Source organism: Thioalkalivibrio sp. ALD1 (assembly GCF_000381245.1).
In the GTDB taxonomy this organism is placed as follows: Bacteria; Pseudomonadota; Gammaproteobacteria; order Ectothiorhodospirales; family Ectothiorhodospiraceae; genus Thioalkalivibrio.
Window position 1 is genome coordinate 602,551 of sequence record NZ_KB906241.1, and the last position, 25,334, is coordinate 627,884.

Below are 25,334 nucleotides of genomic sequence, written 5' to 3' on the forward strand. Positions count from 1 at the left end.
TCCTTACAGGTAGTCGTCCAGCCAGGCCTGCAAATCATCTTCCTTGACCTCGCCGCGATGGGTGTCGCGGATGATGCCATCGCGGTCGATCAGCACGGTATAAGGCAACGCACCGATGCGGTTGCCGTATTGCCGCCCCACCTCTACGGCCTCGTCCTGACCAATCAGGATCGGAAACTCGATACCGAAGTCGTCGACGAAATGCTGGGTCGCGCTTAGCTCGTCCACGGCGACCGCCACGATCGTGAAGCCGGCGTCCCGGTGTTCTTCCCATGTTTCCTGGAACAGGGGCATCTCTTTCTTGCACGGCGGACACCAGGTGGCCCAGAAGTTCAGCACGACCAGATCGCCATCCCACTCGCTGAGCTGGCGGTCGTTGCCATCCAGATCCGGCAACGTGAAGTCGATACGGCGGTCGCCCTGGGCTTCCTCCGCGGCCGCTTCCGCCGCTCCGCTTCCATTGGCCTCGGCGGTATCCATCTCGGGCGTAGGTTCCTCGCAGCCGGCCAGCAAGAAGGTGCTGGTGGCTGCGAGGGCGATCCAGCCAAACGTGTGCGAGCGATGCTTCATGGCGTGACCCCGATTGCGTTTTCCACATGGGCCAGGAAGCGGTCGGCGTTCAGATAACCTACGTTGCGATAGTTGCGCAGTTCATTGCCGTCGGAATCCCAGAAGATCATCGCGGGCGGCCCGAACAGGTTGAACTCGCGCATCAGGTTTCGGTGCTCCGAGGTGTTGTCGGTCACATCGGCCTTCAGCAGGTGCACGTCCGCCATCGCGTTGATCACGCGCTGATCCTGGAACGTCGTGCGATCGAGGCGTACGCAATCCACGCACCAGTCGGCGTAGAAGTCCAGGAACACCGGCTGGTTGTTGTTGCGCGCCTGCTCCAGCTCGCGCTCGAGATCGTCGAGGCTGTCGATGTAGGTGAACTCCATCTCTGTGGGGCCGGCGCGCTCCCCGTTGGCGGTGACGGCGGGTTGATTCAGCGTGGCCAGCGGTCGGAAGACGTCCTTGCCGCCGGTGGCCGCGCCCAGCATCAGCAGGATGCCGTAGATCAGGAGCACGACACCCAGGCCCTTCCACAGGGTGTACCAGCCCGACGTGCCCTCTGGCAGAGTGCGCAGCGCACCCATGTAGATCGCGGTCACGATCAGCAGGATGGCCCACAGGAACATCGCCACTTCGCCGGGGATCACCCGTTCGAGCAGCCAGATGCCGATCGCGAGCAGGCCGACACCGAACGCCGCCTTGATGGTGTCCATCCACGGGCCGGCTTTCGGCAGCAGGCGGCCGGCGGAGGTCCCGATCGCCAGCAGCGGGGCACCCATCCCCATGCTCAGGGAGAACAGGGCGATACCGCCCAGCACCGCGTCTCCGGTATGGCTGATGTAGAGCAGGGCGCCAATCAGCGGTGCGGTCACGCACGGGCCGACAATCAGGGCCGAGAGGAAGCCCATGATCCCGGCGCCCATGTAGGTGCCGCCTTCCTGGCGATTGCTGATCTGCGAAAGCTTGCTTTGCACGCTGGCCGGCATCTGCAGTTCGTAGAAGCCGAACATCGACAGTGCCAGTGCGATGAAGATCGCGACAAAGGTGCCGATAATCCAGGGATTCTGGAAGGCCGCTTGCAGGTTGGCCCCGGCAAGCCCCGCGAAGACCCCGGCAATGGTGTAGGTCAGCGCCATCGCCAGCACGAACACCAGCGAGATCAGGAATGCCTTGCGCGTAGTCAGGTTCTTCTGCCCGATGATGATGTTCGACAGGATCGGGATCATCGGGAACACACAGGGGGTGAAGGTCAGCAACAGCCCGAAGCCGAAGAAGGCCAGGGCCACCAGCCAGATCTGACCATCGGCCAGCTGGGCCGCAATGCGGTCCTGCTGGGTGACGGGCGCCGCGGTCTCGTCGTCCTCTTCCGGTGCCGCCTCGTCGGTCGTCTCGATCTCGTCCAGGGCCTCGTCGCCCGTTTCCGGCAGGGCGTCCGCGTCAGCCTCTGCGGCCAGGTCGGAATCGAAGCTGACCGAGACTTCCTGGGTCAGCGGCGGGTAGCACACACCGCCGTCCCAGCAGCCCTGGTAGTCAATCGCCAGGGTGATCTCGGAAACGTCGTCCTCGTCGCGCAGTACCGGGACCAGGATCTCGACCTCGTCGCGGTAGATCTGGGTTTCGCCGAAGAATTCGTCCTCGTGCATTTCGCCTTCGGGCGGATTCACGGGGCCAAGCTCAATCCCGTCACCCTCGGCGATGCGCACATCGAGCTGGTCGCGATAGAGGTAGTAGTCCTCGGCGATTTCGAAGCGCAGGATGACTGCGTTCTGGCTGATCGGCTCGAGCGACGCCTTGAAGGCCTCTTCCGGTTCGAGCAGGTCATCCGCAGCGCTCAGGTCTCCGGTCAGGCCGCCCAATTCATCCAGGGCGCTGCGTTCTTCGTCGGCCGCCTCGTCCTCGGTGGTTTCCTCTACTTCGGTTGCTTCTTCACCGTTTTCGCCGGGCAGGCCCGGAAGCTCCAGCGAGACGGTCTGGAAATGTGGTGGGTAGCATACGCCGATGTCCGCGCAGCCCTGCGAGCGCGCGGTCAGTTCGATCTCGGTGCTATCGGCCGCGAGGATGGGCAGCTCGATGCTGACCTCGTCGCGATAGGTCTCGACCTCGCCGAAGAACTCGTCGGTCTTCTTCTCGCCGTCGGGGATGTTCGGTTCGCCGAGCTCCAGCCCCTCGCTCTCGGGCTCGAACTCGAACTGCTCGCGATACATGTAGTAGCCGTCCGCGATCTCCCAGGTCAGGCGGATCGTGTCGGCGTCAATGGCCTCGGCGCTCAGACTGAACGCATCATCCGGATCCAGCAGATCGTCATCGAAGATGGCGTTCGCCAGGGCCGGAGTCAGCAGGAATGCGACCAGGAAGGTCGCCAGCCAGTTACGCAGGTTCAGGAGGTGCATTGCGTTATCCAGTTCAGGTAATCCGGGGACCCATGCGTGATCGGCACGGCAATGATCTCCGGGGTTTCATACGGGTGATGTTCCGTCAGGTGGGCCTGCAGGTCGTCGCGGGCATCGACGGAGGTCTTGATCAGCAGTGTGACTTCCGAGTCGGTTTCGATATTCCCTTTCCACAAATAAATTGAGCGTCCGGCGGGGAGGATATGCACGCATGCGGCCAGCCCGCGCTGGACGAGATCGCCGGCCAGGCTCTCCGCCTCGTCTGGATCATCCAGGGTGGTGAGCACAAGCCAGGCGCACACGTTCGCGTTGTCGGTTTCCTTGTCCGGCATCATCGGTTCTTGGGCATCAGGAGTTCTGGCGAAGTTCGATGCGGGCCGGTTGCCCGGGGCGCAGTACGGCATCGTCGCCCGGGGAAAATTCGGCCTCGATCCGGTATCCCTGATCCTCGTCTTCCCCCACAAGTTCCCAGCCGATGCTGTCAATCGTGCCAGAAAACTCGTACTCGCCGACGAAGATGGTGACTTCCTGTCCCTCGGTCAGTGTGTCGATACGGTCCGGTGCTACCAAGGCGCGGGCGCGCATGGTATCGCCGTGCCCCAGTATCGCCAGTACGGCCGGAGCCAGGGCGGGATTCACGAACTGCCCCGGGGACACATCGATGCGCGTGATGCGGCCGCTGGCCGGCGCACGGACGGTCGCATCATCGCGGTCGGCGCGTGCGCGATCGCGCTGCGCTCTTGCCTCGGCCAGACGCGCGGCGACGGTGGCCTGCTGGATGCGCGCCAGCTCCACCTCGCGCAGGGCGATCAGCGTCTGGTCGTACAGGTCCTCCGCTTTTCCGACCTCGCGATTGGCCTCGTCCAGTTCCAGTTGCAGGCGTTCGATGGCCGCCTGGGCAGCGCGCAGATCGGCCTCGACCCTTCGGGTATCGAGACGGAACAGGGCGGCGTCCTGATCGACGTGCTCGCCCGGGCGGACCTCGATCGCCTGAACCTTGCCGGCGACCGGGGCCGTGATGCGGTAGGTCTGGCCCCAGTCGAGCTGGCCTGCCAGCGCACCGTTATCCTCGGCCGCCGCCCCCACGGAGGTCAGCATCAGAAGGGCGCTGCATGCGAGCACCGAAAGTAGCCTTCGGCCTGGGTTGTCCGGGATCAGGCGATCGATGGACATCGGGTGTTCTCCCTCGGGGCGCCCGGAGGCGCGCGTTTGTTATTCCCCTTCCGCCGTGGCTATGCCGGCCAGGCGGAAGGGGCTCAGATCGCCACGGCCGGTCAGTAGCGCCAGGCGCTCGTAGACCATGGCCAGCTCGAATTCGGTCTGGGCATTGAAGTAGGCCGCGGCACTTTGCTGCACCATTGAGTCGCCGAGATCGGCCTGGTCCTCGATGTCGTACAGATAGCGTGCGCGGTCGATGTACAGCTGGCGGTAGTCCATGCGCCATTCGGCCTCGTCGCGCTGCATGCGCAGCGCCTGGGCCTCGTGATAAAGCGCGCGCAGACGATTGCGGGCCTCGATGCGGGCTTGGCCGAGGTCGGCCTCGGCACGCTGGCGGGCCGCGACCGCATGCCCCACCCGGCTGTCCTGGCGGCGGCCCTCGTACAGCGGGACCTCCAGCACGAGACCCGCGGCAAAGGGGTTGCGATCGCCGCCGAACTCGCGGTTCCAGTAGCCCGTTTCCGCCTCCGCATACAGGCGTGGACGCCGCTGGGCGCGGGCCGCGTCCACGCTGCGCGCGGCGGCCTCCACCTGCAGGCGTTCGGCTGCGAGGGTTGGATTCGCGCTTTCGAGCTCGGCCATCAGCTCGTCGAGCCCCGGGAGGTCCGGAAGCTCCAGTGGAAGGGCGGGAGGCAACACGGTACGGATGCGTTCGCCGGGGCGGTTCAGGGCCTCGGCCAGCTCGTCGCGGGCACGGCGCTGATTCTGCAGGGCGCGCTGGCGCTGCACGCGCAGCGTCTGGTACTCCGACTCCAGGCGAAAGACCTCGATATCCGAGACCTGCCCGCGCTCGGCGCGTTCTTCCGCCCGCTCCTTGCTGACGAATGCGGCCGCCATGGCCTCGGTGTCTCGGGCAAAGCCGAGGTCGGCGAGCAAGACGTTGAAGTAGCGGTCCATCACATGCAGTGAGTGTCGGGCGTGTGCCAGGGTCTCCATCTCCCGGGCCGCCTCCAGGCGTTGGGTACCCGCCGCCTCGCGGGCGCTGGACTGACCGAAGTCGCTCAGCAGCTTGCGGGCGACGATGGCGGCACGGGAGTCGTTGCGGCTCTGGTCCGGGGCGAGGTCGTTGGGCTCGATCCAGCGGGCCTCCAGGCGTGCGTTGACGGTCACGTCTCGTTCGGCCTGGGTGCCGGCCAGTTCCTGCTCGGCGATCTCGCGTTCCGCTCGCGCGCGACGAACCTGAGGGTGGAGAGCGTCGACCGCGGTCAGCGCGTTCTGCAGCCGCAGCGGTTCGGGCAGTGGTTCGGCATCGATGACCCCGTCAGCCGGAACGTCCTGTGCGGCAGCGATAGCAGGCAGATGAGCCAGTGTGGCTGCGATGAGGCTTGCCAGAAGGGGTGTGGCGATCCGGCGTCGCCCGTTCCGGCGCGCCGCATGTGCTGGATGCATTGGGGTACCTATCGCCCGACGCGTTCGCGACGGAAACGAGTGAAATTGCCGTCTTCGTAATGTCCATCGGCGACGAACTCGCCGAGTAGCAGGAATTCGTCCACATCACGCGTAGCTCCGGTGAAGCGCGCGATCGGTTCGCCGTCCAGGTTGAAGAACTGGAATACCGGTGTGGCGCGTACGCGGAAATCGCGGGTCGCGAAGTCCATCATCGATTTGGGTTCGCCCTCGAAGTTGACGACCTCGATGGCGCCTTCCACGTCTACCGCGAAGATGCGGAAGCGTTCCTTGTAAAACTCCTGCACCTCGGGTTGGTTCAGGACCTGATTCTTCATGCGGTGACAGAACGGGCAGTCATCCATCTCGAAGAACAACAGGATGCCTTTTTTGCCGGCCTCTCGGGCCTCCTCCAGCTCCTCAGGGAAATCTCCGAAGGTCGGGTCGAAGAAATGGTGGTTCGGATCGCGTGGGTCTTCCACGCCGGTGCTGCCCAGCCCCGGGAGCGCCAGGAGCAGGGCCATCAGCAGGGCAGGAAGCAGTGTGCCGATGCGGCGCGGTTTCATGCGACTGGGCTCCGGATCTTTAGAAGTCGTTCACGATTAAGACGGGCAAGAGCGTCCCTCAATTCCCTCACGGGTGCAAGGAAAAGAAGAACGAGTCCGAGGGCTGGGGAGCACCCCGCGAATGGGTGTTCGACAGGGGGGTGGGGGCGTGTTCCAATGACTCGTTCGTCTTGTCTGGAATCCATTGGTCATGCGCAGTCCCTTCCTCCCGCTGTTTGTTTTTCTCGGGTTGGTGTTGCTCGAGATCTTCGGTTTTGCCTGGGTGGGCGACGCCGTCGGGGCGCTGGCCACGGTGGCGCTGGTGGTTGCGACAGCGGTCGTGGGCTTGTTGTTGTTTCGCCTGCAGGGGCTCTATCACTGGCGTCGCTTGCAGCAGAGCTTGGCGCGCGGCGAGATGCCCGCACGCGGGCTGGTCGAGGGCTGGCTGCTGATGTCGGCGGCGGTCCTGCTGTTGTTGCCCGGTTTCTTTACCGACGCGGCTGGCTTCGTATTGCTGGTGCCGCCGCTGCGGCGCTGGGCGGCCGAGGGTATCTTGCGCCGAGGTATGATTCGGGCCCGGACGAGCGGGTCGGGTGCGGCCGGTCCGGGTGATCCGATCGAGGGCGAGTTCCGTCGCCACGACACCGATGAGGAGTCCGCCCCCGACGAACGTCTGGACCACAACGACCGCCGCTGAGAATTCTCCTCCGTCAAGACCCTTGACTCGGCTTGGTGTGTCCCTATTATTAGCACTCGTTCTGGGTGGGTGCTAACAGGGCGCCCACCCGACATCCTCACAACCTGTCAAGAACATCGATATAAGGAGTTCGCACCATGAACCTGCGGCCTTTGCACGATCGCGTCATCGTGAAGCGTATGGAAGAAGAGCGCACCAGCCCCGGCGGGATCGTGATCCCGGACTCGGCGGCCGAAAAGCCGATCCGCGGCGAGGTGATCGCGGTTGGTAACGGCAAGATCCTGGAAAACGGCGAAGTCCGCGCCCTGGACGTGAAGGCCGGCGACAAGGTGCTGTTCGGCAAGTATTCCGGCACCGAGGTCAAGGTCGAAGGCGAAGACGTCCTGGTGATGCGCGAAGACGACATCATGGCCGTGATCGAGGGCTAAGCCCCCCGCACGATCCGGCCCCAATTTCCATTTTTTGCAGGAGTAGAACGAGACATGAGTGCTAAAGAAGTCCGTTTTGGTAACGACGCTCGCACCCGCATGGCCAAGGGCGTGAATACCCTGGCCAACGCTGTGAAGGTCACCCTGGGCCCGAAGGGCCGCAACGTGGTCCTGGACAAGGCCTTTGGCGCCCCGACGGTGACCAAGGACGGCGTGTCCGTGGCCAAGGAGATCGAGCTGGACGACAAGTTCGAGAACATGGGCGCCCAGCTGGTCAAGGAAGTCTCCTCGCAGACCTCCGACGCCGCCGGTGACGGCACCACCACTGCGACCGTGCTGGCCCAGTCCATCGTCCGCGAAGGCATGAAGGCGGTCACCGCCGGCATGAATCCGATGGATCTCAAGCGCGGCATCGACAAGGCCGTCAAGTCGGCGACCGAAGAACTGAAGAAGCTGTCCAAGCCTTGCACCGAACACAAGGCGATCGCTCAGGTCGGCTCGATCTCCGCCAACTCTGACACCGCGATCGGCGAAATCATCGCGGATGCGATGGACAAGGTCGGCAAGGAAGGCGTGATCACCGTCGAGGAAGGCTCTTCGCTGGAGAACGAGCTGGATGTCGTCGAAGGCATGCAGTTCGATCGCGGCTACCTGTCGCCCTACTTCATCAACAACCAGCAGAGCATGAGCGCCGAGCTGGACGACGCCTACATCCTCCTGTTCGACAAGAAGATCTCCAACATCCGTGATCTGCTGCCGATCCTGGAAGGCGTGGCCAAGTCCAACAAGCCGCTGCTGATCATCGCCGAAGACATCGAGGGCGAGGCCCTGGCCACGCTGGTGGTGAACTCCATGCGCGGCATCGTGAAGGTCGCGGCCGTGAAGGCCCCGGGTTTTGGCGACCGCCGCAAGGCCATGCTGCAGGATATCGCCGTGCTGACCGGCGGCCAGGTGATTTCCGAAGAGGTGGGTTTGTCGCTGGAGAAGACCACGATCGAGGATCTGGGTCGTGCCAAGAAGGTCCAGGTGACCAAGGAAAACACCACGATCATCGACGGCATGGGGCAGAACAAGGACATCAAGGCCCGCGTGGACCAGATCCGGACCCAGATCGAGGAAGCCACCTCCGACTACGACAAGGAAAAACTGCAGGAACGCGTGGCCAAGCTGGCCGGCGGTGTTGCGGTGATCAAGGTCGGTGCTGCGACCGAGGTCGAGATGAAGGAGAAGAAGGCCCGCGTCGAGGACGCGCTGCACGCCACGCGCGCGGCGGTCGAGGAAGGTGTGGTCCCCGGTGGTGGCGTGGCCCTGCTGCGTGCCTGTGCCGCGATCACCAAGCTCAAGGGCGAGAACGAAGAGCAGACCGCGGGTGTCAACATCGCGCGTCGCGCGATGGAAGAGCCGCTGCGCCAGATCGTCTACAACTCCGGTGACGAGCCGTCCGTGGTCCTGAATCAGGTTCTGGAAGGCAAGGGCAACTACGGCTACAACGCCGCGACCGGCGAGTTCGGCGACATGATCGAGATGGGCATCCTGGACCCGACCAAGGTGACCCGTTCGGCGCTGCAGAACGCCGCATCCGTCGCTGCGCTGCTGATTACCACCGAGGCCATGGTGGCCGAGCTGCCGAAGAAGGATGACGGCGGCGGTGCCGGTGGTGGCATGGACGACATGGCCGGAATGGGCGGCATGGGCGGCATGGGCGGCATGATGTAAGCCGCTCGGCCTTTCTGTTTGGCCAGGCCATACGAGACCCCGCTTCGGCGGGGTCTTTTGTCTGGACCGCGGCGGGCTGTTTTTGTACTGAGGAACCCACAAGTAATCTGTGTGTCCTTAAGGGAACAAGGTGCGTTAATCAGTATCGCGCACTTGCTGACTGGCAGTAGCCCTGCCCAGAGAAAAGAAGGGAGTCGCCTGATCGCAGACAGGTGTTTCCTTAATGTGACAACGTTGTGATGCCGATACAATTCTTGACTGGAATGCGTGCAAAACCGGAAAGCATGTGCCACTATCAAGCTGCTGTAGAGGGCTTGGCGCTCGCTGCTCCAGATTCCGGTCGGGAGTCAACCGTTCGGCAACGCGCTTGTCTCTGATCAGTCGTCGTTTGTTTTTACAAGGAGGCTATGAACATGAATCACAAGCTGGTTAAGAATCTTCTGGCCGCGTCCGTGGCCACGCTGCTGATCGGTACCGCGAGCCAAGCAGTGGCTCAGGAACCGCCGGCGGCCAACGTCACCGATCGTGGCGGCAACGTTGTAATGGACCGTTCAGGCGAGTGCGTACGCACCCGTTCCTGGGCGCCGGAAAACGTGCGCCATTCCGAGTGCGCGGGCTACATCCAGGAAACCGCCGAGGCTCCTGAGCCGGATCCGGCCCCCGAGCCCGAGCCGGAACCGGAACCGGAGTTCGAGACCACCACCCTGAGCGCCCAGGCGCTGTTCGACTTCGATAGCGCCGATCTGCGTCCGGAAGGCCGCGATGCCCTGCGCGAACTGGCCCGCAGCCTGACCGCCGACGACGCCGAGTACAGCTCGGTACTGGTCGAAGGTCACACCTGCACCATCGGCCCGGCCGAATACAACCAGGGTCTGTCCGAGCGTCGCGCCCAGTCCGTGGCCGACTTCCTGGTCAGCGAGGGTGTGCGTGAAGGCGACATCCGCACCGTGGGTCACGGTGAAGAGCGCCCGACCGCCGACAACGCTACCCGCGAAGGCCGCGAGGCCAACCGCCGCGTGGAAGTGACCTCCGACGTGCGCCAGCGTGTCGACTAAGGTCATCCCTTGTCGGTAACCGACCACCGGTTCGTACGGTGGTCCGGGAATCAGGCCCCGCTTCGGCGGGGCCTTTTTTATGAGGGGGCCGGAGCTCGGGTTGCCGATTGCGATGCCGGGGGCCGTTAAGTTTCGGTTAAGCCAGTCGCCCTAGACTGAGTCCAAAAGCCGGAGGGTCTTGCCGATCATGAATCTGGATATGTTCAAGGTGCGCAAGGGGATGGGTCTGGTTGGCCCGGCGCTCATTCTGATGCTGGGGGGCATGCTGGTGTCCGGTGTTGCCTCCGCGCATGGGATCGAGCGGGTCACTGACCTGCGATCCCTGGCTCAGAATGGCGACGGCAAGCCGACCCTGATCATGTTTGCCTCGGACAGCTGTCCGTACTGTGATCGGGCTGAGCATCGCCATCTGGGCCCGATGAGCGAGGACGCGAATTATGACGGCATCCAGATCCGCAAGGTGATGCTCGACCGCGAAGAGGTCCGCGACTTCGATGGCGAGGTGCGCCGCGGTCACGAGCTGGGCCGCGCCTACGGTGCGCGAGTGGTCCCGACCATCATGGCCTTTGATGCCGAGGGCAATCCGGTAGGCGAACCGCTGATCGGCATACCCAACGAGCAGCTTTATCGCAGCCAGATCCGCCAGCGTATCCAGCAGGCCCTGCGCAACAACGGCGAATCGAGTTAGCCACTCGCAATACTGGGCGGCTTCAGCGCTCGATCCGGTAGATCAGGTCCACGGTCTGTTCGGTAGTGCCGGACGAGGTTTCCAGCGTCAGACGACGGCTGAGCTCGTAGCTCAGCAGTACCCGCGAGGTATTGTCGAACAGGCCCACGGAGTAGCGCAGTAGCAGGCGCGGGGACAAATACAGCCCCAGGGTCAGGGCGCTTTCCTCAATGCCGCCTTCGGTATCAATGGTGACTTCGTCCAGTCCCAGTTCCGTCCCGATCCGCTGGGTGATCAGCGCGCTCTGCTCCAGACCATAGGCCGCTGCCGCCGATGCGATCAGGCTGCCGTCCGACTCCGATGCCCCAGACAGTGGCCGTCCGGTCAGCAGGAAGGCCATGGCCTCGGTCTCGTCCATCGCGGGTTCCGAGAAGACTCTTGAGCGCAAATTATCCGGGGTCCCGCCGATTTCGAGCCCGACGGTTACATTGTATTCGCGTACCGTGCGCACGGCGCGCAGGTCCAGTTCCGGTGTTTCCGCGGGCCCCTGGAACAGCAGGATACCCCGGTCCACGCGCAGGTCCTGGCCGTAGGCATTGAAACGGCCCTCCGGGATGCGAATCTCCCCGAACAGCTGGGTCGGGCGCCCGGCGATCTCCTCGACATCCACTTCGCCGGCAAAGCGGGCCGTAAGCCCATGGCCGTCGAAGCGCACGTCATCGCCCAAGCGGATGCGGATACGGATGTCTGTCTTCAGTGCCTGGGCCTCTTCCAGCTCCTCGCCCAGAATGATCTCGTCTCCGGAGACGCGGATCGCGCCCGGGGGCAGGTCCGGTGGACGGATCCGGGCCCAGGGCAGCAGCACCTCGCCGCGCACGCGGATGCCATCCTCGGGGGTGAACACCAGCTCCAAGTCCGGGGTGATCGTCGCTTCGGCGTCCACCCGATTCACGGCGAGGAAGTCTTCTCCACGCAGTTGCATCTCGGCACGCGGTCTATCGCCCCCCAGGTCCACGCGACCCGCGAGGTCGATCGCACCATCGCCCGACTCCAGTCGCCCGTCCAGGGTCATCTCTTCGGCGGAGACGACGTTGGCGGTCACCTCGGGGATCGCAATGTCGATCCCGGCATCCGGAATCAGCACGCCCCCGTCGCTAAAGCGCACAGCGCCCTCGACCAGCGGGGCATCCAGGCGTCCGCCGAACGTCAGGCGGGCATCCAGCACGCCCCGCAGACGCTGAATGTCGGGGCTTGCCGCGGCAATCCAGGAAAGATCATCCAGGCGTGCCTCGAAGTCGCCGTCAATGCGCATGTCGTCGCCGTCGGGGCGCAACTCGAGCGCCGCCCGCGCGATACCGCCGTCGAGAAAGCCGAGCCGAAACTCGACGTCCACGTCACGGTCGCGTACGCGTGCATCAAGGTACGCATCCTGATAAGGCACATCCTGCAGTTCGCCATCCTCGTCGCGCACCATCAGGCGACCGTCCGTCGGCCGTACGGCCAGGTCCGCCTCGATACGCCCCTGGTCATCCAGACGGCCACTGGCCTCGGCATGGATCTGTCCCTCGATGCCCAATTCAGGTGGCAAAAGGGGCTCCAGCCAGCCAAGCTCCAGGTCTTCCAGTAGTGCATTGAAGTTGCCGCCAGTTGTCTCCTGCCAGCGACCCTCCGCGCAGATGCGCCCGGCTTCCCGGGTCAGGCACAGGCGCTCCAGGCGGGCGGACTCCGGGCCCCCTTCCAGAGCGACCGGGGCGGGTAACGACCATTCCCCCGCCTGGGGCTGGCTCAGGTCCAGCCGGGTCAGTCGGCCGCTCCAGTGCGTGGCGTCGAGGTCGAAGCCCCCCGCCAGCGCCAGTGCCAGCGTCCCCAGCTCCTGGCCGTCCACGTCCAGATCCAGGCGATGATCGTCGATGGTCCCCGTGGCCCCGAGGCGCACGCTGGCCAGCTGAACCCCTGTGGTCGGCTCCAGGTCTTCAAGCCGCAGATCCAGCCGGGCGGGGGCATCCTCTGCCAGCCCGGCGTTGGCGCTCAACTCTAGCCGGGCCAGTGCGATATCACCCAGCCGGAGTCCGGCGCCGTCGCCCTCGGCGGCGACCTGTGGTGATTCCGGCGATCCGGTTACATGCGCGTCCAGATTCAGTCGTCCCGCGAGGTCGGGCCACAGCTGCTGCAGTTCCGGGGCATCTACCCGCAGGCGGAAATCCAGCGCGTCGGTCCAGCGGCCATGTGCGTTCAGGGTGTTCGCGCCGAGCGCCAGCTCCAGTTGATCGACCGTCAGGGCTTCGCCTTCCAGCTCGGCCCGTCCGCGCCCTTCGACCGGTTGCTCACGCAGTGTGCCCGTCAGGCGCTCCAGCTCGGCCTGCAGATGCAGTGCCCCGTCCTCGGTCTGCTGGCCCCGGGTGTTGAGTGTCAGGTCGAGGCGGCCCGGCGCCTCGGGTGTGATAATGGCCGGGTCCAGCCCCTCGGCCGCCAGCGCGAGGTCCCAGCCGAGACCGTCGGCCCAATCCACATCTCCCGCCAGGTCCACGCGTCCGCCGTCGTCCATTGCAAGACGCAGGCGGTCGATTCGGGCGCTGGTCTCGGTCAGGTCCATGCGCCCATCCCCGGTCACCGCGATGCCATGGCTCCGGGCCCGCAGGGGGTCCAGCTGCAACTGGGCCCGGAGTTGCCCCGAGGCGGGGGTGTAGTGGCCGCTGGCGGCAAGCTGCAGTTGTTCCAGCTGTCCCTCCAGTTCTTCGTGGAGTCGGGCGAGATCGGGGGCCTCCAGTGCCAGATCCAGCTCGAGATCCAGCACGTGTTCCGGATCCGACAGATCGCCACCCAGTCCCGCGACCTGGCCGCCGATGGTGGCCGTCAGGGCATCGTCATCGACCTTGAACTGGCTCTCGCGCAAACGGGCCGTCCCGTCCGTGAGTGTCAGGCCCAGCTGGCCGGTCAGGGCATGGTCCTCGAAGTGGCCTTGGAGTTCGTCGATGTCGACTGTGGCTTCAAGGGCCGCGAGCGGAGTCTGTTCGGTATCCAGTGGGAGGTGTCCCCGCAGGTTGGCTCGCAGCCGTTCCAGGCCCGCGTCGAGTTCCAGACCCAGGGGGGCGGGGTCGAGGTCGTCGAGTGCCAGTCGCAGGTCCCAGCCCAGGGCGTCCTCGTCGAAGCGGATGGGGCCGGTGAGCGCCAGCCGGCCAGCCTCGGAATTCAGCCGTAGTGTCTCGATATCGGCCATGGACAAATCACCATGGGCCTGCAACCCGAGTTCGAGTGCGGGCAGCTCATCCAGTCGCGCGCCCGCCTCCAGGCCCAGCGCCCAGTCGTCCGGTTGGCCGGAGGCAAGGAGCCGTCCCGGGGCGACATGTGCGGTCTGGTCCGGGGCGAGACGGTAGGTGAACGGGGTCCAGGTGGCCTCGGCGTCGAAACGCGGGTCCTTCAGCGCATCGACCACCTCGGCCTGCAGGGTCAGCTCCACGCCGGCGCTCAGGACATGGTGCAGCCGGAGGCGTTCACGCAGGTGTCCGTCCAGCTCCAGTCGACCCTTCGCTTCGTTTGTATCCAGGCCTTCCGCCAGGGCGTCCGGCAGGGGCGCGGTCCATGTGCCGTGGGCGTTCACCGCGTAATCGCCTTTGGTCTCGACCCGCGCCTGCAGTTGCGCCTGGATCTCCGGCATGTCCAGGGCGAGTTGCTGGAGTTCCACCAGGGAACCACTGGCGCGCGCCCGTGCCGTGATTTGCGTGATGGCGACAAGAGGCGCGCCTTCGCGGTGCACCCGCAAGTCGTTCAGCAGGACGTCCTCCACCTGCACGACCAGTGGGAGACGGATTGCATCGGGCAGCTCGAGCGGATCGTCGTCATCGATGTCCTCGGGCGGCAGGTCGATCAGCAGCCCGGATGCGTGGACGATCGGGATGCGAAGCTTGCCGCGCAGCCCGGCCTGCGCGTCGATTGCCAAACGCCCCTCGTCCAGTTCGATGCGGGGGCCGTCCGGCAGCGACAGGTAGAGACCGTGGATTGCGAGCTCGGTGAACAGCGTGCCCTCCACGCGTTCGATACGCAGGTCCACGAGCGCGTGTTGCTCGGCCTGTTTGGCCAGCCAGCGCGTGCCGGTCTCGGAGGCGAGCAGCGCGACCAGGCTCCCGATCACCAGGACGACCAGCAGTAGTACCCCGCCGATTAGCCACAGCAGAGTCCTGGCGAGACGCCTCACAGGTCCGGCCCCATGGAGAAGTGGATGCGAAAGTCGTCATCGGAGTCCGGGCCGTGGGCGATATCGACGCGGATCGGCCCCACCGGCGAGCGCCATCGCACGCCCATGCCGACGCCGTAGACCGGGTCGAACTCGGTCCATTCGTTGACGACGTTGCCCGCATCCACAAAGGCGGCAGCACTCCAATTACCGCGAACCGGGATGTCGTACTCCAGGCTGCCGACCACCTTGTGGCGCCCGCCGATCACGTCGCCGTCCTCGTTGGTTGGGCCAACCTTCTGATATCCGTAGCCGCGGATGCTTGCATCTCCGCCGGCGAAGAAGCGCAGGGAACTGGGCAGGTCGCGAACCGAATCCACCTCGGTAAATCCGGCATCGGCCCGGGCCAGTACCCGTCCCGGACCCATCGCGCGCACGAACTTGCCACTGGCCAGCACCTGTGCGAACGAGGTGCTGGACAGGATCTCTTCCTGGGCCCCCTGCACGGTGATATCGAAGCGGTATCCGCGACGCGGGGTCATCGGGTCGTCCGCCTCCATGCGGCCGATGCGGTAGGAAGGGATCAGCAGACGGCTGCGATCCGTCTCATCCCCCACCGTGTAGTCCTCGAATTCGTACCGCAGCCCCTCGGTCGTTTGCCAACCGCCGGTTCTTTGCAGGACACGGTTGGCCCCGATCTGGAATCGGTCGGACTGCTGGGTATCGGTGTCCTCGGTGCGGTAGGTCGTGAACAGGTTCAGCTGCTCACGTAGCGGGTCGCGTAGTGGAATGGCGTAGTTGAAGCCCACACCGGAACGCACAGGCGATGCCTCCAGTTCCGCGTGATACCGGTGGCCTTGCTGGTTGGCATAGCGGTTCTCGAAACGAAAGCGCAGGCGAGGGCCGATGTCGGTGGAGTAGCCGATGCCGGCCTCGTAGCTGTGCCGCCGCCGGGGTTCGAACTCGGCCACGATCGGGACGTGGCGGTCCTCGGCCTGGTCGCGCAGGGGGCGTACCCGTACGCCGGAAAAGTAGCCAGAGTCATTCAGGTTTCGCTGCAGCGCGATGATCTGCGAGGAGCTGTAGGGGTCGCCTTCCTCGAACGGGATCATGCGTTCGACGAATTCTGGCGCGAGGATGTCCTGGTCCAGCGTGACCCGGCCAATGCGGTAGCGATCCCCCGTGTCCATGTGCAGGCGGATGGTCGCGGTGCGGTTCTCGCGGTCGACCTCCAGGCGGCGGGTGTGCAGGTCCGCGTCGAAATAGCCGCGGTCCGCCGCAATCCGCGTCATGCGATTGCGCAGGGTGTCGTAGCGGTCATGGCGCAGGACATCGCCTTCCTGAATGTCGGTCTGGCTGAGCACGGCCTCGAACGCGAGATCGCCGATCCCCTCGCCGGTGATCTGGATGTCGACGGTTTCCACGGTGGTCGGTGGCCCGGGCTCGAACGTCAGGTGCAGGTCCCAGCAGTCGTCATCGCGCTCCAGGCTCAGGTCCAGTTCGGCGTCGTAGTGGCCGACGGCGCGCAGGGCATTGTGAGCGCGCTGTTCGGAGTCGCGCAGCAGGCGGCGCTCGCGAAAGCCGGGCAGGTCGCAGGGCTGTCGTGCCAGATTGAGGCTGTTGCGAATGTTTTCGCGCTGGAGCTCCGTGCCCCCCTCCAGCACCAGTCCCGGTACCGGGCCATCGTCCTCGTCGGCTGCCAGCGGGAATGCCAGCAGCGCCAGGAGGATCCCGATCCATCGAGCCTGTCGTGCCGCGAGCGCATGCGACAGGGGAAACGGATGCGGGCGAGAAAGAAGGGTCATGAAACGATGATACCGGCTACCCGCGTGGATTCGGCAAAGAGCGCGTCCCTATCAGTGTCTCGTCGTGGGTACGAGTTCCCCGGCAGGACGAACTTAGACGCTAGGGCAGTCCACCCCGCTCCCGCGTGAGAAGACCACCAGGTGCGTAAAGTCCAGACGCAGGCGCACATGCTCGCCGATCACGAAGTTGTCGTGGCTGGGCGCCATGCACAGCACGCTGATCCCGTCGGGGAGCTTCAGGGTGTAGAGGAAGTCGGCTCCGCGGAAGGCCTTGTCGAGGATCTCGGTTTGCACCGTGCCCTGTTCGTTGTCGATGGTGATGTCGTCCGGGCGCACCAGTACGTCGACCGCGGTGCCCGGCGGGAGCTGCTCGGACATCGACCCCTGTATCTCGCCGAAGGCCGTGTCGACCCGGTCTTCAGTGCAGATCATGCCGGGGATCAGCGTGCCCTCGCCGACGAAGTCCGCGACAAAACGGTCGGCCGGGCGATGGTAGAGGTTGTAGGCGGTATCCCACTGGGCAATGCGGCCCTGGTGGATCACCGCGATGCGATCGGCGAAGGCGAAGGCCTCGTGCTGGTCGTGGGTCACCAGGATCGCGGTGGTGTGCTCCGCCCGCAGGATGCGCCGGACCTCGCGGGCCAGGTCGCCGCGCAGCTCCACGTCCATGCTGGAGAAGGGCTCGTCCAGCAGCAGGAGCGCGGGCTTCGGCGCCAGGGCGCGCGCCAGCGCGATGCGCTGCTGCTGGCCGCCGGACAGGGCATGCGGATAGGCCTCGCCGTATCCGGACAGACCCACGAGCTTCAGCAGCGTCTGGACGCGTTCGGTGCGTGCCTCGCGGCTCCAGTCGCGGATGCCGAAGGTGATGTTGTCGGCGACGTTCAGGTGCGGGAACAGCGCGAAATCCTGGAATACCATTCCGACACCACGCCGTTCGGGGGGCACCGTATGCCCCGCCTCGCTGACGGCCCGCCCGCCCAGGTGGATGGCCCCGCGCATCACCGGTTCGAACCCCGCAATCGCACGCAGCAGGGTGGTCTTGCCGCAGCCGGAGGGGCCCAGCAGGCAGCCGATCTGGCCCTCGGTCAGGGCCAGCGAGACCCCGTGCACCACAGCCTTGCCGTCGTAGCCGATGTCGACATGGTCGAGCTCCAACAGCGGCGTATGGGTGACCTGGATGGCGGCGTTGGAAGTAGCGGCTTGTGTCATGTCAGGTCGTACCAGCGGGCATGGGGAGCGGTTTCTGTGGCTCGTCGGCCTCGGTGTCCGGGCGCTGGTTGGCCGCGCCCTGACCGGGCCGCGAACGACCGATGGTCATCGACAGCAGGATAACGGGAACCAGCCCGACCAGCACGATGGCCAGTGCGGCACTGGAGGATTCCGCCAGCCGTTCGTCGCCGGCCAACTCGAAGGCCCGCACCGCGAGGGTGTTGAAGTCGAACGGGCGCAGGATCAGCGTCGCGGGAAGCTCTTTGAGCACATCGACAAAGACCAGCAATAAAGCGGTCAGCAGGGTGCCGCGCATGATCGGCAGGTGCACGCGGGTCAGCGTCTGCAGGGGGCGCATGCCCAGTGAACGGGCGGCATCGTCCATGCTCGGCTGAATCTTGCCCAGCCCCGCCTCCACGGTCTGCAGCGAGACCGCGAGAAAGCGCACCGCGTAGGCGAACAGCAGGGCGAACACCGTGCCCGACAGCAGCAGCCCGGTCGACAGCCCGAAGGTGTCGCGCATGAAGCCATCCAGAGCGTTGTCAAAGGCGGCGAACGGGATCATTACGCCAATCGCGATCACGGTGCCGGGGATCGCGTAGCCCATGCCCGCCACGCGCACGGCGAGATTGGTGAAGGTCCCGCCCTGCATGCGCTTGGCATAGGCCAGTACCAGCGCAAGGACGACGGCGATCACGGCCGCGGCCACCGCCAGCCAGAAGGTGTTGAACACCAGCTCGGCGAAGCGGGCATTCATCCAGTGGTCGGTGGTTTGTACCGCCCAGATCGAGAGTTGCGCGGCGGGCAGCAGGAAGCCGAGTACCACCGGCAGCAGGCAGGCGGTGAACGCCGCCGCGGCTTTCCAGCCCTTCAGGCGGTAACGTGGCAGGGTGGAATAGCGGCGGCTGGTGTGATGGAAGCGGGCCTTTGCACGCGACCATCGCTCCAGCACGATCAGTATGAACACGAAGGTCAGCAGTACTGCCGAGAGCTGCGCGGCGGCGGCCGGGTCGCCCAGCCCGTACCAGGTGCGGAACACACCGGTGGTAAAGGTACTGATGCCGAAATAGGCGACCGTTCCGTAGTCCGCGAGCACCTCCATCAGCGCGAGGGTCAGCCCGGCGATGATCGCCGGTCGGGCCAGCGGCAGGGCCACGCGGCGAAACCCGCCGAATGGCCCCTGGCCCAGCGTGCGCGAGACCTCCAGCACGCAGACCGACTGCTCCAGAAAGGCCGCGCGGCTGAGCAGGTATACATACGGGTAGAGCACCAGCATCAGCATGACCATCGCTCCGCCGAGCGAGCGGATCTCGGGGAAAAAATACTCCCCGTAGCCCAGCCCGGTCAGGTCGCGGATCAGGCTCTGCACCGGCCCCGAGAAGTCCAGCATGCCGGTATAGGTGTAGGCGATGATGTAGGCCGGCATCGCCAGCGGCAGCATCAGCGCCCACTGGAAGATCCCGCGTCCGGGGAACTCGCACATGCTGACCAGCCAGGCGACCGGGACGCCGATCAGCAGCACCCCGATGCCGACGCCGACCACCAGCGCCAGGGAGTTGGTGACGTAGTCGGCCAGTACCGTCTGGCGCAGGTGTTCCCAGACCTCGCCCGCCGGAATGAATACATGCCCGAAGATCACCAGGACCGGCAGCGCGAGCACCAGCGCCACCGTAATCGCCACGACCGACCACAGGCTGAACGACAGTCGCGGCCTGCCCCGGGAAGTGGTTCGCGTATCGGGCAGAGCTGGGTTGGAGGGCTGGGCGCTCATGGAGTGCGAATAATAAAGGTTCTTGTTTCGAATACCACCAAGACCGTTCCCCCATTAAAGGCTTCGCAGAAACAGCAAGCCCCCGGGCGGAGCCGGGGGCTTGCGAAACGCGTGGGCCCGAAGGGCATCAGCGCCAGCGTACGCGGTCCATGATTCGCACGGCCTCGCTGTTGTTGTCCCCCAGAAGGTGAAGCTCAATGTCGTCGGATTCGAATTCGCCAAAGCCCTGCAGGATCTCGCTGGCCGGTACGTCATCCCGGATCGGGTATTCCTGGTTGGCTTCGGCGTACCACTGTTGCGCCTTCTGCGAGGTCAGGAACTCGATCAGGCGGATGGCGTTGTCGCGGTTCGGGGCATGCGCCGTAACGCCCGCACCACTGATGTTCACGTGTGTACCGCGGTCGTCCTGATTGGGCCAGAAGACGCCGATCTGTTCGGCGACATCGCGGTCGCTACCGTCGCCGGCCAGCATCAGGCCCAGGTAGTAGGTGTTGGCGATCGCAACATCACAGACCCCGTCGGCTACCGCGCGAATCTGGTCGCGGTCGCCGCCCTGCGGCCGGCGCGCCATGTTGTTCACGATGCCCTCGGCCCACGCCTCGGCGGCCTCCGCGCCTTCGGTCGCGATCATCGCGGCCACCAGCGACTGGTTGTAGACGTTGTCGGACGAGCGAATGCAGATGCGGCCTTCCCATTGTTCGTCGGTCAGGGCCTCGTAGGTGGACAGGTCTTCCGGATCGACCCGGTCCTTGTGATAGAGGATCGGACGCGCGCGCAGTGACAGGCCGTACCACTCGCCTTCCGGATCGCGATAGCGCTCGGGGATGTTCTCGTTCAGTGTGTTGGATTCCACGGACTGCAGCACGCCCGCCGCCTGTGCGTGGTGCAGGCGCCCGGCGTCTACAGTAATCAGCACATCCGCGGGCGAGTTGCGCCCCTCGTGGCGCAGGCGCTGCAGCAGGCTGTCCGCGCTGCCGGTCACCAGATTGACCTTGATGCCCGTCTCCTCGGTGAACTGCTCGAGCAGGGGCTGGATCAGGTTTTCCTGCCGTGCCGAGTACAGGTTGACTTCGTCTTCGTCGGCCGGGCTGCAGCCGACCAGGGGCATGGAGACGGCCACGGCCGCGGCGGCCATCACCAGCCAGGAAAGGGGGCGAAACGACATGCTGAATCTTCCTCGTGGAAACATTGACGAGAACGATTGTTATTTGTGTTCGCATCCTTGTCAACGATTTTCTGCTGCTGGATCGGGGCTTTGAGCCGCGCCGAAGAAAGGGTATGCACATTGGCGGGTGTTTCCCTAAGCTTGGCCCATGGACAAGCCCCTGCCCGAGAACCCCGAAGCCCTGCCTCCCTTTTTGGACGAAGAGGTCGCGCACCTGCTGAAGGACCTCGGCGACAAGACCCAGTGGCCCGACAGCTTGACGGGTCAGTCGGCCAGCCCGCTGGCCTTCAGCCACTACCTCGCCCAAACGGTGGGGCGCCATCCGGACTATCTGCTCGATACCCTGGATGACGAGGGGCACGTGCCCGAGCGCGACGATGAAGCGTTTGCCGCGATGCTGAGCACCGCGTTGCAAGACGTCGACAGCGAAGAGCAACTGAAACAGGCGCTACGCGAGATCCGCCATCGCGAGATGATCCGAATCGCCTGGCGGGACCTGGAGGGACGTGCGGACCTGGACGAGGTGATGCATGACCTCAGCCGACTCGCCCAGGGCCTGATCCGGGGGGCGCTGGAGTGGCTCGACCGACACTACCAGGGCCGCCATGGCCAGCCGCGCGGGGCCGATGGCGCAGCGCAGTCGCTGGTCGTGCTGGGCTTGGGAAAACTCGGCGGTGGCGAGCTCAACTTCTCTTCCGATATCGACCTGATCTTTGCCTACGCGGAGACTGGCGAGACCGATGGCGAACGGGTGCTGGACAACGGTGCGTACTTTCAGAAGCTGGGGCGTGCCCTGATCGCGGCGCTGTCCGAGGTAACCGCGGATGGCTTTTGCTATCGCGTCGACATGCGCCTGCGCCCATTCGGTGACTCGGGCCCGCTGGTGATGCACTTCGATGCGATGGAGGACTACTACCAGGCGCATGGCCGCGAATGGGAGCGCTATGCCCTGATCAAGGCGCGCCCGCTGGCGGGGGACGCGGCTGCGGGGGATGCGCTGATGAAGCGCCTGCGACCGTTCATCTACCGCCGCTATCTGGACTACGGCACGCTCGCCAACCTGCGCGAACTCAAGCAGATGATCAACGACGAATCCGCGCGGCGCGGGCGTTACGAGGACGTGAAGCACGGCGAGGGCGGGATCCGCGAGATCGAATTTATTGCGCAGTCGTTTCAGTTGATTCGCGGCGGGCGCGACCAAGCCCTGCAGCGGCGCGACCTGCTGGGTGTGATGGAGGTGCTGCGCGCACGCGAGCTGCTGCCAGGCTACGCCGTCGATCAACTGGAGCGCAGTTATCGCTTTCTGCGCCGGATCGAGAACCGTCTGCAGATGCTCAACGATCAGCAGACCCATCGCTTGCCGCGCTCCACCGGCGATCGGACGCGTCTGGCCCTGTCGCTGGGGTTCGACAGCGAGGTGACCTTCGAAGCGGCGCTGGTGCGCGAGCAGCGCCGGGTGCATGCCCATTTCGAGCAGGTGTTTACTGCCCCTCAGCGCGACGATGCCGAATCGATGGACAGCTCGCCCGAGGCGGATCGCGAACAGCAACTGCACCGTCTGTGGCAGGGATCGCTGGACGACGATGTGGCGCGGGAGGTTCTTGACTCCCTTGGCTTCGACGACGCCGGAGCAGCCCTGGAAGGGCTGGTGGAGTTGCGCGAGAGCCCCGGCGTACGTGCGATGAGCACCACTGGACGTCAGCGCCTGGATCGGCTGATGCCGCTACTCGTCGGGGCGCTGGCCGAGCTGGACGCCCCGGATACGGTGCTGCCTCGCGCGCTGCAGATGGTGCGGACGATCGCCCGACGCTCGGTATATCTGTCGCTGCTGGTCGAGAACCCGCTGGCGCTGTCGCAGCTGGTCAAGCTGGTCGCGGCCAGTCCCTGGATCAGCGAGCAGCTGACGCGTTTTCCCGTCCTGCTGGACGAGTTGCTCGATCCGCGCGCCTTGTACGCCCCGCCGGACCGGGACGGACTGCGCGAGGAACTGGAAGCGGAACTCGCGCAGTTCCCGGGCGAGGACCACGAGCAGATGCTGGACCGCCTGCGCCAGTTCAAGCAGGTGCAGACATTGCGCGTGGCGGCGGCGGACATCATGGGCTTTTTGCCCCTGATGAAGGTCTCCGATCACCTGACCTGGTTGGCGGAGGTGATGCTCGAACGGGTGCTCCAGCTGGCCTGGGACAAGCTGGTCGAGCGTCATGGCGAGCCGCGCTGTGGCGAGGGCGACGACCTTCGCCCGGCACGCTTCGCGGTGATCGGTTACGGCAAGCTGGGCGGTTTCGAGCTGGGCTACGGCTCCGATCTGGACGTGGTGTTCCTGCATGACTCCGAGGGTGACGAGGCCCAAACCGTCGGGCCTAAAGCCATCGACAATGCGGAGTTCTTTGCCCGTGTCGCGCAGAGGATTGTCCACCTTCTGGGCGCATTCACTCCGGCTGGAAGACTGTATGAGGTGGATACTCGCCTGCGGCCCAGTGGAACCTCCGGTTTGCTGGTCAGCGGGCTACGGGCCTTTCGCCGTTATCAGGACGAGTCCGCCTGGACCTGGGAGCATCAGGCACTGGTGCGGGCGCGCTTTGTCGCTGGCGATGCCGAGCTGGGCAGGGAGTTTGATGCCCTTCGTCACGAGGTGCTGACCCGCGAACGAGATGCCACTGCCCTGCGGGCCGAGGTGATCGAGATGCGCCAGCGCATGCTGGCCGAGCATGCTTCGAAGAAGGGCCAGGGCTTCCATCTCAAGCGCGACCGGGGCGGTATCACTGATATCGAATTCATGGTTCAATACTGGGTTTTGGTATCCGCCCACGACCATCCCGCCGTCTGCGACTGGCCGGACAAGATCCGCACGCTGGAGACCCTCGGGCACGAGGGCGTAATCAGCGAGGACTTGAGCGAAACGCTGGCGGATGCCTATCGGGATTTGCGCAACCGCATCCACCGCCTGACGCTGGCGGGTAGGGACGCCCGGGTCGAGGAACCGGACGACGACTTGCTGGCGGTGCGCGACCGCGTAATCGAAACCTGGAATGAGCTGTTCGGCGTGCCGGATCCGGCCGCGAACGAGAACGCCTAGAGGGATACAAGACATGTCGATGGCCGACCGCGACGGGGTGATCTGGCTGGACGGGCAGATGGTGCCCTGGCGCGAGGCGCAGACCCACGTACTGACCCACACCCTGCACTACGGCATGGGCGTGTTCGAGGGCGTGCGCGCCTACAAGACCGAGCGCGGTCCGGCGATCTTTCGCCTGCAGGACCACACCCGGCGCCTGTTCAACTCCGCCAAGATCCTCGGTATGACCATCCCGTATTCTGCCGACGAGCTGAATGACGCGCAGGTCGCCTCGGTACGCGACAACGGCCTGGAGAGCGCCTACCTGCGCCCGATGTGCTTCCTCGGGTCCGAGGGCATGGGGCTGCGCGCGGATAACCTCAAGGTGCACGCGATGGTCGCGGCCTGGCACTGGGGCAGCTATCTCGGCGACGAGGGGATGGAGAAGGGCATCCGCATTCGCACCTCCTCCTACAGCCGGCACCACGTGAACGTGACCATGTGCAAGGCCAAGGCCAACGGCAACTACATGAACTCGATGATGGCCCTGCAGGAAGCGACCCGCTGCGGCTATGACGAAGCCATGCTGCTGGACACCGAAGGCTACGTGGCCGAGGGTAGTGGCGAGAACATCTTCCTGGTCCACGATGGCGTGTTGTGCACCCCGGATCTGACGTCCGCGTTGGACGGCATCACCCGTCGCACGGTGATCACCCTGGCCGAGGAGGAGGGCCTGCGCGTGGTGGAGAAGCGCATCACCCGCGACGAGGTCTACATCGCCGACGAGGCCTTCTTCACCGGTACCGCCGCCGAGGTAACCCCGATCCGCGAGGTCGACGACCGCCCGATTGGCTCCGGTACCCGCGGACCGATTACCGAGCGCCTGCAATCGCGCTATTTTGATGTCGTACAGGGCCGCGACCGTCAGCACGACGGGTGGCTGACCTACCTCTAGGGAAACACTGATTAATGCACACGCTCGCGTTGGCACCCCAGGTTTTCCGAGACAAGGCGCGTCGTGCAGCGGGTAGTGATTCTACCCGCAAGCGGCGCAACGCAGGATCGGGGAACCTGGGGTGCCAACCCCCACAAGCTATTGAAAGACGGGGCTCGGCCGCTTTTGCGCGGGAACGGCGTTGCGGTTCCCTTGTGCAGAATGACTGCACGGCAGTCACCGCGCCTTGTTCGCACGCAAAAGCGACTCGAGCGCGAGCGCGTGCATTAATCAGTGTTTCCCCAACACGCGAGACGAAAACCATGGTCAATCCCGATACCGCCCATCACCAGGACCAGTACGAGACCGCGAACGCGCAGCCGGAGATCACGGTCACCAAGAAAGACCTGCCGCTGCACTGCCCGACGCCGAAGATGGCGCTGTGGGCCTCGCATCCGCGCGTCTTTCTGCCGATCGACGAGACCCCGGACGGCCGCTTCCAGTGCCCGTACTGCGGTACCCAGTTCATCCTGAAGGACGACGCCTGATCACCGGGCACCCGCCCCCCGG

At 65.1% G+C, this 25,334-nt stretch carries 19 protein-coding genes; 8 read left to right on the plus strand and 11 right to left on the minus strand.

Translation table 11 applies throughout. The features are described 5' to 3' along the window. Positions 1–3 precede the first annotated feature (3 nt). The 6 genes from F623_RS0102835 to F623_RS0102860 are packed head-to-tail and all read right to left on the minus strand — an operon-like array spanning position 4 to position 6,112. Positions 4–570 (minus strand): peroxiredoxin, encoded by a 567-nt coding sequence (locus F623_RS0102835; RefSeq protein WP_018860809.1) that lies wholly within the window; start codon positions 568–570, stop codon positions 4–6. Then, entirely contained in the window at positions 567–2,942 is a 2,376-nt protein-coding gene (gene dsbD, locus F623_RS0102840; RefSeq protein WP_018860808.1) for a protein-disulfide reductase DsbD, read from the minus strand. The genes F623_RS0102835 and dsbD overlap by 4 nt, the downstream gene beginning before the upstream one ends. Beyond that, positions 2,930–3,277, minus strand: a complete 348-nt coding sequence (cutA, locus tag F623_RS0102845; protein WP_018860807.1) for a divalent-cation tolerance protein CutA — start codon at positions 3,275–3,277, stop codon at positions 2,930–2,932. Before cutA ends, dsbD begins: the two co-directional genes overlap by 13 nt. 13 nt (positions 3,278–3,290) lie before the next feature. Further along, a complete protein-coding gene (locus F623_RS0102850) occupies positions 3,291–4,115 on the minus strand; it encodes an efflux RND transporter periplasmic adaptor subunit (protein WP_018860806.1) in 825 nt (274 codons plus the stop codon). A 39-nt stretch (positions 4,116–4,154) separates the two neighbouring features. Continuing rightward, positions 4,155–5,549, minus strand: coding sequence for a TolC family protein (locus F623_RS0102855; RefSeq protein WP_018860805.1), 1,395 nt, complete (start codon positions 5,547–5,549; stop codon positions 4,155–4,157). 8 nt (positions 5,550–5,557) lie between these two features. After that, positions 5,558–6,112 carry a thioredoxin family protein gene (locus tag F623_RS0102860; protein ID WP_018860804.1) on the minus strand — a complete coding sequence of 185 codons (555 nt, stop codon included), beginning with the start codon at positions 6,110–6,112 and terminating at the stop codon, positions 5,558–5,560. 190 nt (positions 6,113–6,302) lie between these two features. On the opposite strand from F623_RS0102860, the gene F623_RS0102865 reads away from it, so the two are divergent. The 5 genes from F623_RS0102865 (at position 6,303) to F623_RS0102885 (ending at position 10,675) form a co-directional block, all read left to right on the plus strand. Further along, positions 6,303–6,788, plus strand: coding sequence for an FxsA family protein (locus F623_RS0102865; protein WP_018868087.1), 486 nt, complete (start codon positions 6,303–6,305; stop codon positions 6,786–6,788). A gap of 137 nt (positions 6,789–6,925) precedes the next feature. Beyond that, the gene (groES, locus tag F623_RS0102870) at positions 6,926–7,216 is read left to right on the plus strand and encodes a co-chaperone GroES (protein WP_018860802.1); all 291 of its coding nucleotides are present in this window, start codon (positions 6,926–6,928) and stop codon (positions 7,214–7,216) included. A gap of 54 nt (positions 7,217–7,270) precedes the next feature. Beyond that, positions 7,271–8,932, plus strand: a complete 1,662-nt coding sequence (gene groL / locus F623_RS0102875) for a chaperonin GroEL (protein WP_026278586.1) — start codon at positions 7,271–7,273, stop codon at positions 8,930–8,932. 413 nt (positions 8,933–9,345) lie between these two features. Next, complete coding sequence (locus F623_RS0102880; protein WP_026278585.1) at positions 9,346–9,987, plus strand: OmpA family protein; 642 nt, start codon at positions 9,346–9,348, stop codon at positions 9,985–9,987. Positions 9,988–10,174: 187 nt separating this feature from the next. Beyond that, entirely contained in the window at positions 10,175–10,675 is a 501-nt protein-coding gene (locus tag F623_RS0102885; RefSeq protein ID WP_018868086.1) for a thioredoxin fold domain-containing protein, read from the plus strand. A gap of 22 nt (positions 10,676–10,697) precedes the next feature. Here the strand turns inward: F623_RS0102885 and F623_RS0102890 are convergent, their stop codons facing one another. The 5 genes from F623_RS0102890 to F623_RS0102910 all read right to left on the minus strand — a co-directional run bounded on the left by F623_RS0102890 (position 10,698) and on the right by F623_RS0102910 (position 20,775). Then, positions 10,698–14,846 (minus strand): translocation/assembly module TamB domain-containing protein, encoded by a 4,149-nt coding sequence (locus tag F623_RS0102890; protein ID WP_018868085.1) that lies wholly within the window; start codon positions 14,844–14,846, stop codon positions 10,698–10,700. After that, positions 14,843–16,630 carry an autotransporter assembly complex family protein gene (locus F623_RS0102895; protein ID WP_018868084.1) on the minus strand — a complete coding sequence of 596 codons (1,788 nt, stop codon included), beginning with the start codon at positions 16,628–16,630 and terminating at the stop codon, positions 14,843–14,845. The genes F623_RS0102890 and F623_RS0102895 overlap by 4 nt, the downstream gene beginning before the upstream one ends. A 93-nt stretch (positions 16,631–16,723) precedes the next feature. After that, positions 16,724–17,839: an ABC transporter ATP-binding protein gene (locus F623_RS0102900; protein WP_018860796.1), complete on the minus strand. Its 1,116-nt coding sequence runs from the start codon at positions 17,837–17,839 to the stop codon at positions 16,724–16,726. 1 nt (position 17,840) lies between these two features. Continuing rightward, the gene (locus tag F623_RS0102905) at positions 17,841–19,520 is read right to left on the minus strand and encodes an iron ABC transporter permease (protein WP_018860795.1); all 1,680 of its coding nucleotides are present in this window, start codon (positions 19,518–19,520) and stop codon (positions 17,841–17,843) included. A 217-nt stretch (positions 19,521–19,737) separates the two neighbouring features. After that, positions 19,738–20,775, minus strand: a complete 1,038-nt coding sequence (locus tag F623_RS0102910) for a Fe(3+) ABC transporter substrate-binding protein (protein ID WP_018860794.1) — start codon at positions 20,773–20,775, stop codon at positions 19,738–19,740. Between the two features lie 148 nt (positions 20,776–20,923). Here F623_RS0102910 and glnE point away from each other — a divergent pair, with 148 nt between their 5' ends. From glnE to F623_RS0102925, 3 genes are all read left to right on the plus strand, one after another. Next, the gene (gene glnE / locus F623_RS0102915; RefSeq protein ID WP_018868083.1) at positions 20,924–23,851 is read left to right on the plus strand and encodes a bifunctional [glutamate--ammonia ligase]-adenylyl-L-tyrosine phosphorylase/[glutamate--ammonia-ligase] adenylyltransferase; all 2,928 of its coding nucleotides are present in this window, start codon (positions 20,924–20,926) and stop codon (positions 23,849–23,851) included. 13 nt (positions 23,852–23,864) lie between these two features. Next, a complete protein-coding gene (locus tag F623_RS0102920; RefSeq protein WP_018860792.1) occupies positions 23,865–24,785 on the plus strand; it encodes a branched-chain amino acid transaminase in 921 nt (306 codons plus the stop codon). A gap of 302 nt (positions 24,786–25,087) precedes the next feature. Then, a complete protein-coding gene (locus F623_RS0102925; protein ID WP_018860791.1) occupies positions 25,088–25,312 on the plus strand; it encodes a zinc-finger domain-containing protein in 225 nt (74 codons plus the stop codon). The last annotated feature ends 22 nt before the right edge of the window (positions 25,313–25,334 follow it).